Below are 13,681 nucleotides of genomic sequence, written 5' to 3'. Positions count from 1 at the left end.
AGCCCTGAAGGGCGTCAGAACCCCAGGGGCACAGGAGGCAGCGCTTCATGAGCGAGTCGAAGACCTGGGACGACGTCGACGACTACTTCATCACCCACCTCTCCCCCGACGACGAGCACCTGGCGGCGGCGATGCGCGACAGCAGGGCCGCCGAGCTGCCGCCGGCCAGTGTCACCGCCAACCAGGGCAAGTTCCTCCAGCTCCTGGCCCAGATCCAGGGCGCCCGGCGCATCCTGGAGATCGGCACCCTCGGCGGCTACAGCACGATCTGGCTGGCCCGCGCCCTGCCCGCCGACGGCCGGCTGATCTCCCTGGAGTACAGCCCGCTCCACGCGGAGGTGGCCTGCCGCAACATCGCGCGGGCCGGTCTGGACCCGCTCGTGGAGGTACGGGTGGGCCCGGCCCTGGAGTCGCTGCCCAAGCTCGCCGACGAGAACCCCGAGCCCTTCGACCTGGTCTTCATCGACGCCGACAAGGCCAACAACCCGCACTACGTGGAGTGGGCCCTCCGGCTCACCCGCGCGGGCAGCGTCATCGTCGTCGACAACGTCGTACGCGGCGGCCGGGTGACCGACACCGACTCCACCGACCCGAACATCCGGGGTACCCGCGCCGCGATCGAACTCATCGCCGCCCACCCCAAGTTGACCGGCACGGCGATCCAGACGGTGGGCGAAAAGGGCTACGACGGCTTCGCGTTGGCGAGGGTGCTGGACTGAGACGGCCAGGGCGAGGCCGCCGGAGCAGGGCCTCCCGGCCCCTCTCCTCCGCCCTTCCCCCTCCCCCGGTGTCGGTCAGGGCTCGTGGAAGAAGCCGACGTTGATGCTGCGGGGGGCGGTGCGGTCGACTATGACGAGTTCGCCGGAGCTGTTGGCGGGGAGCTTGGCCGTGCCGCCGTACGGGAGGGGCTGGGGCTGCTGGCCGAGGAGGGCGAGGCGGACCTCGGAGGAGGGGTCGGCGTGGGTGCCGCGCAGCCAGGTGACCTGCCAGGTGCCCTCGGGCCCGCACAGGAACTCCAGATGTACGCGTGATACGAACAGCCAGTCGTCCGGGGTCGCCAGGCGGCACACCGTCCGGTCCCGGCCCACCCGGAGCACGGCGCCCGGCTCGCTGGGCGCGTCGGCCATCTGCATCCCGGCCGTCGCCCCGGCGTCAGCCTCGGACACCGAGGCCATGGTGAGTTCGAGCACGTGCCGCTCCTTAGAGGTCCTTGAGGTCCACAGGGGCCAACGCCCCAATTGTCGTCGCACACGCCGCGCTTGGCGCACCGCCGCCGAATGATAATTCCCCAGCTCGTCCGGTTGTGTGGCCTCCGGCACAATGGACGCATGACCGAGCGAAAGCCACCCGGTGTCAGCTTCGAGTCCTTCGTCGACAAACAGATCCGCGACGCCGAGTCCCGAGGCGACTTCTCGTCCCTCCCGGGCGCGGGCAAACCGCTGCCCGACACCGACGTGCCCTACGACGATCTCTGGTGGGTCAAACAGAAGATGGCCCGCGAGGGCATGTCGGTACTGCCCCCGACCCTGGCCCTCCGCAAGGAAGCGGAGGACGCTTTGGCGGCGGCCGCCGAGGCCCCCTCCGAACGCGCCGTCCGCACAATCATCACCGACATCAACACAAAGATCCGCGCCATGATGTTCCGCCCCCCACCGGGCCCACCCCTGGGCCTGAAGCCGTACGACGTGGAAGCGGTGCTCCAGAACTGGCGGGAGCGGAACGCCTCATAGCTCGGGGGTGCGGGCAGGACGGCGACTGCGGGCCGTAGCGGGCTGGTCGCGCAGTTCCCCGCGCCCCTTAGGCATCCGGCCGGCACCCGGCAGCCACACGTCTCCCGCGTCCTCCTCCCCCCAGCTGCGTGCAGCTACATCCGCAACAGCCTCTCGGTCAGCTCGCGATAGTCCCGCAGGGCCAGGCGCAGTTGCTCGGTATCCCCGCTGTCGCCGGAGGCGGCCTCACGCCCGGGCTCGGCGGGCCCCTGCCAAGAGGCCCGCAACGTACGCCGACGTTGCTTCACCGCGTCACCGACCCGCGCCGCCACCTCCTCCAGCACATGATCGGCCTCCTCCACAGCCGTACGCGGCCCATCCACAAACCCACCGACCGCATGCCGCAGCCGCGACCCGAGCTTGTCGCACTCCTCGTGCGGCAACAGCCGCGCCCCGCCAGCGGTGTCGTCACGGTGATGCCCCGCCACGATGGGCGCCCCGGGACCACCGGTGGGATGGGTCGCGGAACCGCCGGAACCCGCGGCACCCGCAGAACCCCCGGCGCCTGTCCTCATGTCATCAGTCATGTCACTCATCCCCCTCAACTCCCCTTCGCATGACGCCTGGTGAACGCCCACGGCATAGGGGCCCGCCCCGGGGAACGACCGGAACGACCCTCGCGGTCCGCCCGTGCCTCCTCCCGGCGCCCCGCCGCCACAAGCTCGTCGAACAGCCCTCGCGCCTCGACCATGGCCTCGCGCATCTCCTCGGTGCCATCACGCCCCTCCGCGGCGCCCGGAGCGGTACGGGCCGCGCGATGCACCCGGCGATAGCCCTGCACATGGCGACCGTGATGCACGGACAGCGCCTCCAACCGGGCCTCGTAACGCTCCCCGTCGGGGAACCCCCGCGCCCCCGCCACCTCGCCGAGCAGCCGGTCCGCCTCCGCGACGGCCTCGCGCGGTGACTCGACGAACCGTTCCTGGGCCGCCGCCCAGCGGACCTCGTACCGTCGCCGCTCCTCGGCCCGCAGCGGCTGCCGCTCCAGCGACCCGTACCGTTTCAAGCGCTCTGTTAGCTCACACGCGGCGGCCCGTTCGTCGCCGTCGTGGCGGGCCAGGGTCCGGTCGTACTCCGGCCCGAACCGCCGCCTCAGCGAACCGCCGTCGCCGACGCCCGCACGGGCACGCGGCAGCAGCACGGCCGCGACGACGACAACGACCGCCACGATCACGATCAAAGCGATGATCATGCCTGTGGACATGAATGCCTTCCAGGTCTCCGGCCCGCCCTCCTCGGATCAGTGGGCCGCCTTCCGCACCGGGTCACCCGAACGTCCCGCTTCAAACAGCGGAAAAGGGCGCGCGCCCACCCCCACCGACCGCCGACAATGCCCGCCATGACCCGTACGACACCGGCATCCACCACACCCACGACAACGACCACGCCCCCGGCCGCCACCCCCGCCGGCGTCTGGACCGTCACCCCCGAGCCCTTCGACTCCCCCGTCGCCCTCGCGCTGTGGCGGGCGTACTACACCGAGGTCAGCGACCGCTGGTATCTGCTGCACGAGGGGCATGTCACGGACCCCGACGAGCTGGAGCGGGAGATCGCGGCGGACAGCGGAGCGTATCTCGCGCCGCCGGGCGGGGTGCTGTTGGTGGCGCGGTACGAGGGCGAGCCCGTCGGGACGGCGGGGGTGCGGCTGACGGACGACACGGCGACGGCCGAGCTGAAGCGGGTCTTCCTGCGCGAGGAGGCCCGTGGCAGGGGCGGCGCCGCCCTGCTGGTGGCGGCGGCCGAGGACGCGGCCCGCTCCCTCGGGGCCGAACGGATCGTCCTGGACACCCGTGGCGACCTGATCGAGGCCCGCACCCTCTACGCCCGCCTCGGCTACGAGGAGACCGAGCCCTACAACCACAACCAGTACGCGGACCACTGGTTCACGAAGGACCTGAGGTCGGCCTAGCGGTGCCCGGCCGATCCTCGTACGGCTGATCCGCACGCGGCCGAGCCCCGTGCGGCCGAGCCTCGTGCGGCCGCTCCGAGTCCGACCCGCACAACTCGGCGTTCAGCTCCTCCACGAGCCGGACCAGATGGGTCGGGCGGTCGGGCCCCCACCAGTCGCCCAGCAGTTCGGCCAGTGACTCCTCGCGGGCCTTGGCCAGCTTGTCGGCGGCCTCGTGGCCGGTGGTGGTCAGGATGAGGTCGAGGCCCTCGCGGCGGGCGAGCCCGCGCTCCTCCACCTGACGCGTCGCGGCCATGATCACTTCCAGCGGTACGGTGCTGCGCTCGGCGAGCACCGCGGGCTCGGCCCAGCCGTACCGTCTGATCCTCAGCAGCAGCCACCCGGCGGCGGGCAGCAGGTCGTAACCGGCCCGCGCGGTGATCGTCCGGTAGATCTCGCGCCGTCCCTCCCGCGATCCCAGCAGCGACAGCGCCCGGCACACCTCGTCGTAGGAGGACCGTTCGACGGGGTTGCTGGCGAAGGTCTCCGAGCCGTCCGGCGCGGTCACCGAGCCGCGCAGCCGGTCCTCGCGCAGCGCCAGGGCGAGGAGGAAGCCGAATACGGCGACGGGGGCGGCGTAGAGGAAGACGTCGGTGATGGCGGAGGCGTAGGCGTCGAGGACGGGCGGGCGCAGGGCGGAGGGCAGCTCGGCGATCTCGCGTGGGTCCGCCTTCAGCCCGTCGACGCTCACTCCGGGCGGCAGCGCGGTGCCCGCCAGCGCGTTCGTCAGCTTGTCGCCGAGCCGCCCGGCGAAGATCGTGCCGAAGACGGCGACGCCGAACGAGGCGCCGATGGAGCGGAAGAAGGTCGCGCCGGAGGTGGCGACGCCGAGATCCTTGTAGGAGACGGCGTTCTGCACGATGAGGACGAGTACCTGCATGACGAGGCCGAGGCCGGTGCCGAAGACGAAGAAGTAGGCGGCCATCTCGGCGTCGCCGCTGTCCGCGTCGAGTTGGTGCAGGAGCAGCAGCCCGAGGGTGGTGACGGCGGTGCCGGCGACCGGGAACACCTTCCAGCGGCCGGTGCGGCTGACGATCTGCCCGGAGAGCGTCGACGACAGCAGCAGCCCGAAGACCATCGGCAGCATATGGACACCGGACATCGTCGGTGTCACATCGTGCACGACCTGGAGGAACGTCGGCAGATACGTCATCGCGCCGAACATCGCGAAGCCGATGACGAAGCTGATCACGGCGGAGAGGGCGAAGGTGCGGACGCGGAAGAGCTTGAGGGGCAGTACGGGTTCGGCGGCCCGCCGCTCGACGGCAACGAAGGCGACGGCGAGCAGTACGCCCAGCACGGCCAGGCCGATGATCTGCGGGGAGCCCCAGCCCCAGGTGGTGCCGCCGAGGGAGGCGACCAGGACGAGACAGGTGGCGACGGAGGCGATGAGGAGGGTGCCGAGATAGTCGATGACATGGCGCTCACGGCGGCGCGGGATGCGCAGTACGGCGGCGATGACGGCCAACGCGACCGCTCCGACCGGCAGATTGACGTAGAAGACCCAGCGCCAGCTCAGATGCTGGGTGAACAGCCCGCCGAGCAGCGGCCCGAGCACACTGGTCGTGCCGAAGACGGCGCCGAACAGCCCTTGGTAGCGCCCCCGTTCGCGCGGGGGGACCAGATCGCCGACGATAGCCATCGACAGCACCATCAACCCACCGCCGCCGAGGCCCTGGACGGCCCGGAAGGCGATCAACTGGCCCATGTTCTGTGCCATTCCGCACAGTGCCGACCCGATGAGAAAAATCACGATCGCGGTCTGAAACAGCTTCTTTCGGCCGTACTGATCGCCGAGCTTCCCCCACAGCGGGGTCGCCGCCGTCGCCGCGAGCAGGTACGCCGTCACGACCCACGACAGATGCTCAAGACCGCCGAGATCGCTGACGATGGTCGGCAGCGCCGTCGACACGATCGTCTGGTCCAGCGCGGCCAGCAACATCCCGAGCAGCAGGGCGCCGATGGAGACGAGAACGTCACCGGTCACCTGTTCGGTGGGCGGGATGTCGTGACGCGGAGGGGCGGTCGGCACGGCGCCGGCGGGCCCGTCGCCGCTGCCGCCGTCCGTGTCGTCGATCTCGTCGGCCATGTAGACCTCCCGAGGACGCGTGGGTCTCGTACAGCGTCCCCAGTGTCCTCCTCGTCGGCTGTCCACTCCATCGTGATCGCTGTGACTGGTTCTGGCCTGTCGGACACATCCGGAATCAGTGATTCCTGGGGCGCCTGGGAGATTCTGTGACGGCCGTTTGCTTAAACTCTGGAGTCTTCACGGGGAGGGACGACACGTGAGTGAACCGAACAGCCATATATGCCCGGAATGCTCGGCCCCCAGGGGCCTGGACGGAAGCCCGTCCTGCGGCTGCGCCCGCCGTGTCTCAGAAGCGCTCCTCGAAACACGGACGGCGGAAGCCGCAGCCGCCGAGGACTTCGACCCTCTGCGCATCCGCCCGTATGTCGAGCTGGGGGGCGGGAAGCCCGATGAGCGGCGGGACGGCTATGGCTTAACGATTCAGCAGAGGCCGGCGGGGCCCGTTCCGGGCGGGCCCGGGGCGCCTGAGGACCCGCCCACGCTCGCGATACCGATGACCACGGCGATGCCGACGGTAGCGACGGGCACAGCGACACCGGCGGCCACGGCGGCGGGGACCACCACAGCGGGGACCACCGCACCGAGGGGCGCCGCGGCGGGGGCCGCGATCCCGCACCCCGACGAAGTACACCCGTTCGAGGGCCGGGACGGCGTCGGCGATGGCCCCGAGGGCTACGGGAGCGGCGGCCGGACCCCCGACACCCCCGAGCCGTACGACGCCCATGGCGCCCTCTCGCCCCCTCCGCCCTCCGCGTCGACCGCTCCACCCACCGGTCCGCCCTCCTCGCCGGGCCGGCCCTCCTCCCCCGGGCGCTCCTCGACCCCCGCCTGGGCGGCCGGCCCCCGCCGGCGCCGGCGTCGTACCGGCCTCGTCGTCGCCCTCGCCGGAACCGCCGCCGCGGGTGTCATGGCCGTAGCGGCGGTCACCAGCGGACTCTTCTCGTACGACAAGCCCGAGCGGGACAGCGCGCTGCCGGAGGATGTACGGGCGAGTGCGCCGGACACCTCGGTGGACGGGGACTCGACACCGGCTCAGACGGAATCCGGGGGCGACGGAACCGGAGGGGCGCCCGCGCCGACGACTCCGGCGGACGACCGGCCGCGCGCCGAGCCCACCGAGCGCCCCTCCCCGTCCCCGTCCCGGAACTCCCCCTCGCCCTCGGCGCCCGCCTCCGCCTCCCCTCCCCTCAGCAGCCCCAGCGCCTCGGCCTCGATCGGCGCGAACGGTTCCGGCGCGGACGACTCGGGCGCGGCGGACAGCCAGCCCGTGGACACCAAGGTGCTCCGCCTCGGCGACGACGACCCCGAGGTCATCGAACTCCAGCGCCGGCTCAACGAGTTGAGCTTCTACTTCGGCGACTACGACGAGAACTTCGACGCCCAGGTCGAGCAGGCGGTCATCGACTACCAGATCAAACGCCAGATCCCCGAGGCCCAGGAGGAGCGGGGCGTCTACGGCCCCGTCACCCGCGCCGCGCTGGAGTCCGAGACGACGGAACCGTGAGCCGCACGCGGCAGCGGCAGGCGCCTCGGGGCGGCTCTTGGGGACGGCTCTTCCGGGCGGCTCTTGGGGGCGCCCGGCGGGGTCGGCCACCGGGGTTCCGTACCCCTTGGTGCAGGATGAGGCCATGAGCATCGTCAAGATCAACGTCCTCACGGTTCCCGCCGAGCAGCGCGAGGTGCTGGAGAAGCGGTTCGCTTCCCGCGCCGGTGTGGTCGAGAGCTCCGACGGCTTCGAGTGGTTCGAACTGCTCCGCCCGGTCGACGGCACCGACAACTACCTCGTCTACACCCGCTGGCGCGACGAGGCCTCCTTCCAGGCGTGGATGGAGGGCCCGATGCGGCAGGCCCACCAGGGCGGCGGCGGTGGCGAGGGCGGCGAGCGGCCGAGGCCCGCCGCCACCGACTCCACCGTCTGGAGCTTCGAGGTCATCCAGCAGACCGGCCCGAAGACCGCCGAGGCCTGACCGTCCACCGCACGCCCCGACAGGTGACCTCCCGCGTGCGGGCGGTCACCTGTTCCGGTCCAGCACCTTGTCGTCGGCGGAGGCGTTGCCCGTCATCCCGTTGACGGCCGCCTGGAGCCGTAGCCAGGTCGGGTCCGTACCGGCGGCGGTGGTCACCGTAGCCAGGTCGTCCGACTCCCAGGTCCGGGTCCCGTCGGTCAGGACGAGATGGGACTCCAGATCGCCGTCGGGGTCGTCGGGGACCTCGGAGGTGGCCTCCAGGAAGGCGGTGACCGCGGCCCTGGCCGAGTCGCGGCGGGCGGCCTCCACGCCGGCGGAGTCCACGGCCGTGCCCCTCGCGGAACCGGCGTCCACGGACAGGAGTACGAGTTCGCCACCGCTGCCCGCGACGACGAGTCCGCCCGTGGCCATGGCGCCCAGCGCGGAGACCCGGGAGCCGGTCAGCACCTCGTGCTCGACCGCGTTGTCGGCGTCGATGTCGATCTCGACGAGGGTCCCGGTCGGCGTCCCCACCCAGAGCACACCGGGTTCGGCCCCGAACGCGATGTTGTGCCGCGACCACGCCCGCATCTGCGCGCGCCACTCCTCCGGATACGGGTAACCCGGGCTGGGCGCACCGAGGTTCGTCGCCAGAACGCGTTGCAGCGAGGGAAACTCGAACACTTCCAGTGAGTTGTCGTACGCGTTGCCGCGTATCGCGAAATGGCGTCCGTCCGCGCTGAACACCGGCTTCTCGTAACCGTCGCAGTCGAGGATCAGCGCCCGGCGCAGTATGCGCATGGCGGCCGGTGTCGTCCCTCGGTCGACGCGCGCGAAGAGGCCGATGGTGGCGCCCTGGTCGCTGAGGTAGGTGAGCACCAGCCCTCCGGCGGGATGCTCCGCCACCCCGGTGTCCCACCACGGTCCGATACCGACCGTGCCCGAGTCGAGGTCGAGGACGTCGGAACTCTCCCAGTCGTCCTCCTCCTCGCGCCGTGACGAGGGCGACGCCCACAGGGTGCGTCCGTCCGGGGCGAACGCCAGATCGTGGTAGTGGACGTCGGGCAGTGGCTCGGCCGGCGCCGAGAGCCCGTCGGGGGTCCAGCGCACGACTCCGTCCTCGTCCGCCACCATGAGCAGCGGGCGCTCCGGATGCCATGCCACCGCCGGTCGCCGCCGCTGCTGAGCCCACCCGTCGCTGCCGGCGTACACGGTCGACTCGGCGCCGACGGTGGCGAGTTGGCGTAGGCGCCCGCCCTGGCCGTCCCAGATGTGCACGGCCGGGCGCTCCGAGTCCAGGCCGGCGATCAGGGGAAGTCGCGGATGGCACACCACTCGTTCGACGAAAGGTCCACGGGCCACGCGCACACGCGCCACAGTCTCAAGAACAGTCACGCGCACACCGTAGTTCTCCAATCCATCGGGTACCCACAAAAAGGTGGGTACTTGGCGGTCCGTCCGAGCCGCGCCACCCTTGGGGAGGGCGGTCGAGCAACCGCCCGGAACGCATAAGGGAAGCGGACGTGAAATGCGGGTGGCGACAATGTGACCACGGATTACGGGAGTTCACGCCCCCGACCGGGCCGCCGACCGGTCCTCCGACCTGGCCTCGACGAGTTTCTCCAGACGGCGGTGGCCCCAGTCGGAAAGGGGGCCCAGGGCCTTGGCGAGTTCCAGGCCGAAGTCCGTCAGTGAATACACGGTCTTGAGCGGCAGCACATCGTGCACCTCCCGGTGCACCAGCCCGTCCGTCTCCATCTCGCGCAACGCCTGAGTCAGCACTTTCTCGCTGATTCCCGGTAGCGACCGGCGTAATTCCCCGGGGCGTTGAGGCCCTGATTCCAGTAGCCAGAGCAGAGATGTCTTCCATTTGCCGTCGATCACGGCGATCGCGGCGGTCACCCCGCACACATTCGGGTCCTGGGCGCGGCTGCGCGTCATTCTCACCCCGTCCTTCGATGCACAATTACCCATTTTCTCAAGGGAGTCGAGCATGTCCTCGTTCACCGGCCACCCCACCCCCACGGTCACCGTACTCGGCCTCGGTCCCATGGGCCGGGCGCTGGCCGGCGCGTTCCTGGACGCCGGTGTGCGGACCACCGTCTGGAACCGTACGCCGGGCCGGGACACCGACCTGGTCGCGCGCGGCGCCATCGGTGCCGGGTCGGCCGAGGAGGCCGTCGCGGCGAGCGATCTGACCGTCGTCTGTGTCGTCAACCACGACGCCTCGGACGCGATACTGCGGCGGTCCGAGGTCACCGCCGCGCTCAAGGGCCGTACGGTCGTCGGTCTGAGCGCCGACACCCCGGACCGGGCCAGGGAGTCCGCCGACTGGGCCGCCGGGCACGGCATCCGCTACCTGGACGGGGCGATCATGTCGACGACCACCTCGGTCGGCACCCCGGAGGCGGTGTTTCTCTACAGCGGCCCCGCCGACCTCCATCGCGCCCTTCTGCCGGTGCTGAGCGCGCTGGGCGGCACCCACACCCATCTCGGCGAGGACTACGGCCGGGCGGCGGCGTACGACATCGCGCTGCTCGACATGTTCTGGACGGCGATCGCCGGTTACCAGCATGGCCTGGCGGTGGCGCGGGCGGAGGGGATCACCGCACGGGAGCTGCTGCCGCTGGCCCAGGGGGTCGCCGAACTCCTGCCGATGCTCTTCGAGGTGGGCGCGGAGCAGGTCGACAGCGGACGGCACTCCGGCGAACTGAACCCGCTCACCTCGGCCGTGTCGACCATGGCCCATGTCGTCCATGTCGCCGAGTCCCACGGCATCGACGCGGGCATCATGCGCGCCGCGGAGTCCGCCGCCCGCCGCGCCATCGACCTGGGCCACGGCGCCGACGGCTTCAGCAGTCTGACCGAGGGGTTCAGCCGTCTGACCGAAGGGTCCAGCCGTCGCGCCTGAGAAGCGGGCGTACGAGGCGCGGCGTACGAGGAGCGGGCGTACGAGGAGCGGGCGTACGAGGCACGGGCGCGCCGGGAACGGGTGTACGAGGTGCGGTCGGCGCTCGTCGGGGCGGTGTACGCGCTCCGGCCGACTAACCGATGCGCACCCGCAGCGTGCCGTCGCCCGCCGTCTCGACCCGTACCGCTCGCAGGTCCGGCACCACGACGTCCGGGCCGTGGAGGCGGGCCCGGTCGCCGACGCCCACGACCCGCATCCCTGCGGAGCGCCCGGCCTCGATACCGGCGCCGGAGTCCTCGAAGACGAGGCACTCCTCGGGGGCGACCCCCAGTTCGGCGGCGCCCTTGAGGAAGCCCTCGGGATCGGGCTTGCTGGCGCCGACGGACTCGGCGGTGACCCGTACCCCCGGCAGGGGCAGTCCGGCGGCGCCCATCCGGGCCGTGGAGAGGGCGACGTTCGCCGAGGTCACGAGGGCGTGCGGGAGTCCGGCGAGCGAGGCGAGGAACTCCGGGGCGCCCGGTATGGGGACGACGCCCGCCAGGTCAGCGGTCTCCTCGTCCAGCATCCGCGCGTTGTCGGCGAGGTTCTGCTCCATCGGACGGTCGGGCAGCAGCACCGCCATCGTGGCGTAGCCCTGGCGCCCGTGGACGACCGTGACGACCTCGTCGCCGTCCAGGCCGTGCCGGTCGGCCCAGCGCCGCCAGACCCGTTCGACCGCGGCGTCCGAGTTGACGAGGGTGCCGTCCATGTCCAGCAGGAGGGCACGGGCGGGCAGAACCATGGGCGCGGTGGGCACGGCGGCGGTCATCGGCGACTCCAAGCAGAGACTCCCGGCGGAGAGAGAACAAGGTGGTCCCGCCCGCCGGTCAGGGAAAACGGGCGGGAGCCACTTTGTTCCCTCACGGTACAAAACATCTCCGGCTCCCGCCACCACCCCGACCAACCCTTCACCTTCCGTTCAGAGCCTGTGTCATATCCCCGGCCAGAAGCCGCGTGCCCGGCCAGGGAAATGACACAGGCCCTCAGCCGGCGGCGGCCTCCCACAGGCTCCACACCCCGAGCCCCACCATCAGCACAGCGGCGATCCGGGTGATCAACCCCAGCGGCACCCTCTTCATCAGCGCCTTGCCCCCGACGATCCCCAGCCCGGCCACGGCCCACAGTGCGAGCACCGCGCCGAGGCCGACGGAGAGCGGGTCGTCGTAGCGGGCGGCGAGGTTCGCGGTCATGATCTGGGTCAGATCCCCGAACTCGGCGACCAGGATGAGCATGAAGCCCGCCCCGGAGACCTTCCAGAAGCTCTGGTTCTCGGGCCGCCGGATCTCCTCGTCACCCTCGTCCTTCTTCATCAGCAGCATCGCCGCGCCCGCCAGGAACAGCACACCGGTGAGCGCGTGCACGAGCCGCTGCGGCAGGAGCGTGAGCACGCTGCCCGCCGCCACGGCCAGCGCGACATGCACGGCGAAGGCGGCGGCGACACCGGCGAAGACGTACGAGGCGCGGTAACGGGTGCCGAGTACGAGACCGGCGAGGGCGGTCTTGTCGGGGAGCTCGGCGAGGAAGACGACGCCGAAGACGACCGCCATGACACTGAAGCTGATCAAGGTTTCCTCAATCGGTCGGGGCCACCCCACCGAGAGAAATCATTGCGCTGACGCGACGCGACACCTCGGCACGGCAGCACACACATCACCCGTACCGGACGGCACGGATGTGCACTGCTTTGCCGAAGGTCTCGCTGGCGAGCCGCCGAGGATGTCCGTCGAGGACGTCCACGGGTCCCGCTCCGGGCGCCGGCTCAGACGAGCTGAGCAGTATGTCGACGGTCCCGGCGAAGAGCTACTCCCCTTCTGCGCCGACCATCTTATGTCACGAACGCCGTCACTCACCTTTGTCACGAACGCCGTCACACATCTTGTCGTGTCATGAGCACGTCATTAACTTCTCACCAAACACACATCCGCCCGTAACACGGCGCGGCCACTCTTCAATCGCTCGCCCGCTCATCGCTCGTCAGCTCGCCGCACCGCACGACCGCATCCGTCCCCCCGAGCGCTCCAACACCCCCACCCCCCGAGGGAGTTCGCAATGTCGAAGTTCTACGCGCGTCGACGCACCAGCATACTCGCCGCTCTCACCGGACTCATAGCCTCGGTCGGACTGTTCAACAGCCCGACCGCCTCCGCCGCGCTCCCCACCCCCGTCAGCGCCTCCACCGCCCGCACGTACCTCTCCCAGCTCACCGTGGCCACCGAGGACCGCACCGGCTACGACCGGGACCTGTTCAACCACTGGATCACCATCAGCGGCACCTGCAACACCCGCGAGACGGTCCTCAAGCGCGACGGCGAGGACGTCGTCACCAGCTCCGCCTGCGCCGCCACCAGCGGCACCTGGTACTCCCCGTACGACGGCGCCACCTGGACCGCCGCGTCCGACCTGGACATCGACCACCTCGTGCCGCTGGCCGAGGCCTGGGACTCCGGTGCCGACAGCTGGAGCAGCGCCACCCGCCAGGCGTTCGCCAACGACCTCACCCGCCCGCAGCTCATCGCGGTCACGGACAACGTGAACCAGTCCAAGAGCGACCAGGACCCGGCCGAGTGGATGCCGTCGGTCACGTCGTACCGCTGCACCTACGTCCGCGCCTGGGTCCAGGTGAAGTACTACTACGACCTCTCGGTCGACTCCGCCGAGAAGAGCGCGCTCACCAGCTACCTGTCGAGCTGCTGACCCGGTACCACCGGTCCGGCCACTGACGTGGCGCCACTGGTCGGACCACCGCCCCGCAGCCACCCGTCCGGCCGCCGGTCCCGGAGAGCACGCGTCCGGCCGGTGATGCCGTCCGCGCCGAGGCGCGCGCCGGAACTCCGGTGTTCCCCCCACCGCCTCGGCCCGGAACCTCCCCGCCGGCCTCCGTCGTTCCGTACCGTACGGGGCGACGGAGGAGCGGGGGGTGCCCACGGGCGCGGGGGCCCACGGGTGGGACGGCGGCTGGTGGTGGGGGTTTTGATTTTT

General features: G+C 71.0%; 15 protein-coding genes. 7 read left to right on the top strand and 8 right to left on the bottom strand.

What is annotated here, in order from left to right:
• The first annotated feature begins 47 nt into the window (after positions 1-47).
• On the top strand, positions 48-719 hold the full coding sequence (locus tag ACWD4G_RS29300) for an O-methyltransferase (protein ID WP_451298592.1): 672 nt from the start codon (positions 48-50) through the stop codon (positions 717-719).
• A 75-nt stretch (positions 720-794) separates the two neighbouring features.
• Here ACWD4G_RS29300 and ACWD4G_RS29295 read toward each other — a convergent pair whose 3' ends face one another.
• Entirely contained in the window at positions 795-1,190 is a 396-nt protein-coding gene (locus ACWD4G_RS29295) for a hypothetical protein (protein ID WP_451298590.1), read from the bottom strand.
• 138 nt (positions 1,191-1,328) lie between these two features.
• On the opposite strand from ACWD4G_RS29295, the gene ACWD4G_RS29290 reads away from it, so the two are divergent.
• Positions 1,329-1,730 (top strand): DnaJ family domain-containing protein, encoded by a 402-nt coding sequence (locus tag ACWD4G_RS29290; protein ID WP_451298588.1) that lies wholly within the window; start codon positions 1,329-1,331, stop codon positions 1,728-1,730.
• 134 nt (positions 1,731-1,864) lie between these two features.
• On the opposite strand, the gene ACWD4G_RS29285 is transcribed toward ACWD4G_RS29290, so the two are convergent.
• Positions 1,865-2,296: a hypothetical protein gene (locus tag ACWD4G_RS29285; RefSeq protein ID WP_451298586.1), complete on the bottom strand. Its 432-nt coding sequence runs from the start codon at positions 2,294-2,296 to the stop codon at positions 1,865-1,867.
• 14 nt (positions 2,297-2,310) lie between these two features.
• Entirely contained in the window at positions 2,311-2,973 is a 663-nt protein-coding gene (locus tag ACWD4G_RS29280) for a hypothetical protein (protein WP_451298584.1), read from the bottom strand.
• A gap of 135 nt (positions 2,974-3,108) precedes the next feature.
• Here ACWD4G_RS29280 and ACWD4G_RS29275 point away from each other — a divergent pair, with 135 nt between their 5' ends.
• The gene (locus ACWD4G_RS29275; RefSeq protein WP_451298582.1) at positions 3,109-3,678 is read left to right on the top strand and encodes a GNAT family N-acetyltransferase; all 570 of its coding nucleotides are present in this window, start codon (positions 3,109-3,111) and stop codon (positions 3,676-3,678) included.
• Here ACWD4G_RS29275 and ACWD4G_RS29270 read toward each other — a convergent pair.
• Positions 3,653-5,806, bottom strand: a complete 2,154-nt coding sequence (locus tag ACWD4G_RS29270) for a DHA2 family efflux MFS transporter permease subunit (RefSeq protein WP_451298580.1) — start codon at positions 5,804-5,806, stop codon at positions 3,653-3,655. The genes ACWD4G_RS29275 and ACWD4G_RS29270 overlap by 26 nt on opposite strands.
• 493 nt (positions 5,807-6,299) lie before the next feature.
• Here ACWD4G_RS29270 and ACWD4G_RS29265 point away from each other — a divergent pair, with 493 nt between their 5' ends.
• Both ACWD4G_RS29265 and ACWD4G_RS29260 read left to right on the top strand, forming a co-directional pair.
• The gene (locus tag ACWD4G_RS29265; RefSeq protein ID WP_451298578.1) at positions 6,300-7,310 is read left to right on the top strand and encodes a peptidoglycan-binding domain-containing protein; all 1,011 of its coding nucleotides are present in this window, start codon (positions 6,300-6,302) and stop codon (positions 7,308-7,310) included.
• A 124-nt stretch (positions 7,311-7,434) separates the two neighbouring features.
• A complete protein-coding gene (locus ACWD4G_RS29260) occupies positions 7,435-7,773 on the top strand; it encodes an antibiotic biosynthesis monooxygenase family protein (protein ID WP_451298576.1) in 339 nt (112 codons plus the stop codon).
• Positions 7,774-7,818: 45 nt separating this feature from the next.
• Here the strand turns inward: ACWD4G_RS29260 and ACWD4G_RS29255 are convergent, their stop codons facing one another.
• A complete protein-coding gene (locus tag ACWD4G_RS29255; protein WP_451298574.1) occupies positions 7,819-9,147 on the bottom strand; it encodes a hypothetical protein in 1,329 nt (442 codons plus the stop codon).
• A gap of 171 nt (positions 9,148-9,318) precedes the next feature.
• On the bottom strand, positions 9,319-9,693 hold the full coding sequence (locus ACWD4G_RS29250) for a winged helix-turn-helix transcriptional regulator (RefSeq protein WP_451298573.1): 375 nt from the start codon (positions 9,691-9,693) through the stop codon (positions 9,319-9,321).
• A gap of 52 nt (positions 9,694-9,745) precedes the next feature.
• Between ACWD4G_RS29250 and ACWD4G_RS29245 the strand changes: the two genes are divergently transcribed.
• Positions 9,746-10,663 carry an NAD(P)-dependent oxidoreductase gene (locus ACWD4G_RS29245; protein WP_451298571.1) on the top strand — a complete coding sequence of 306 codons (918 nt, stop codon included), beginning with the start codon at positions 9,746-9,748 and terminating at the stop codon, positions 10,661-10,663.
• Positions 10,664-10,796: 133 nt separating this feature from the next.
• On the opposite strand, the gene ACWD4G_RS29240 is transcribed toward ACWD4G_RS29245, so the two are convergent.
• Positions 10,797-11,471 (bottom strand): HAD family hydrolase, encoded by a 675-nt coding sequence (locus tag ACWD4G_RS29240; protein ID WP_451298569.1) that lies wholly within the window; start codon positions 11,469-11,471, stop codon positions 10,797-10,799.
• Positions 11,472-11,685: 214 nt separating this feature from the next.
• Positions 11,686-12,267, bottom strand: a complete 582-nt coding sequence (locus ACWD4G_RS29235) for a TMEM165/GDT1 family protein (RefSeq protein WP_451298567.1) — start codon at positions 12,265-12,267, stop codon at positions 11,686-11,688.
• Positions 12,268-12,751: 484 nt separating this feature from the next.
• Here ACWD4G_RS29235 and ACWD4G_RS29230 point away from each other — a divergent pair, with 484 nt between their 5' ends.
• Positions 12,752-13,396 (top strand): HNH endonuclease family protein, encoded by a 645-nt coding sequence (locus tag ACWD4G_RS29230; protein ID WP_451298565.1) that lies wholly within the window; start codon positions 12,752-12,754, stop codon positions 13,394-13,396.
• The last annotated feature ends 285 nt before the right edge of the window (positions 13,397-13,681 follow it).

Source organism: Streptomyces sp. NPDC002643 (assembly GCF_053592555.1).
Note: the sequence above shows the minus strand (reverse complement) of the source record. Positions and strands in the feature narration are given on the sequence as shown.